We start from the raw sequence: 844 nt of genomic DNA on the forward strand, positions 1-844 counted from the left end.
GTCTTGGAGGTCTGCATGCCGGCGCGGTGCTGGATCGCGCCGGAGATGCCGTTGGCGATGTACAGCTGCGGCGAGACACTCTTGCCGGTCTGGCCGACCTGGTTGGTGTGCGGGTACCAGCCCGCGTCCACCGCGGCGCGGGAGGCGCCCACGGCCGCGCCGAGGGAGTCGGCGAGAGCCTCGATGATGGCGAAGTTCTCGGAGCCGTTGACGCCGCGGCCGCCGGAGACCACGATCGCGGCCTCGGTCAGCTCCGGGCGCCCGGTCGACTCGCGCGGGGTACGGCCGGTGACCTTGGTGCCGGTGGCCTGCGCGGAGAACGTCACGGACAGCTCCGAGACCGCGCCGTCGGCCGGGGCGGCCTCCACGGCGGCGGAGTTGGGCTTGACGGTGATGACCGGGGTGCCCTTGGAGATGCGGGACTTGGTGGTGAAGGAGGCGGCGAACACCGACTGGGTGGCCACCGGACCGGCGTCGCCGGCTTCCAGGTCGACGGCGTCGGTGATGATGCCGGAGCCGATGCGCAGCGCCAGGCGGGCGGCGATCTCCTTGCCCTCGGCGGAGGACGGCACCAGCACGGCGGCCGGCGACACTTCGGCGACCGCGGCCTGCAGCGCGTCGACCTTCGGGACGACCAGGTAGTCGGCGTACTCGGAGGCGTCGTGGGTGAGGACCTTGACGGCGCCGTGCTCGCCCAGGACGGCAGCGGTGTCACCGGCACCCGCGCCGAGCGCGACGGCGACCGGCTCGCCGATACGGCGGGCCAGGGTCAGCAGCTCCAGGGTGGGCTTGCGGACGGCACCGTCCACGTGATCGACATAGACGAGAACTTCAGCCATGGGAA

Annotated in this window: 1 protein-coding gene; it reads right to left on the reverse strand. The window is 72.4% G+C overall.

Annotation, left to right across the window (positions count from 1 at the left end; translation table 11 throughout):
• Nucleotides 1–839: electron transfer flavoprotein subunit alpha/FixB family protein (locus tag RNB18_RS50675; protein ID WP_311720883.1), on the reverse strand; the 839-nt coding region annotated here is incomplete at its 3' end.
• Between the last annotated feature and the right edge of the window lie 5 nt (nucleotides 840–844).

Source organism: Streptomyces doebereineriae (genome assembly GCF_031845645.1).
Lineage (GTDB): Bacteria > Actinomycetota > Actinomycetes > Streptomycetales > Streptomycetaceae > Streptomyces > Streptomyces canus.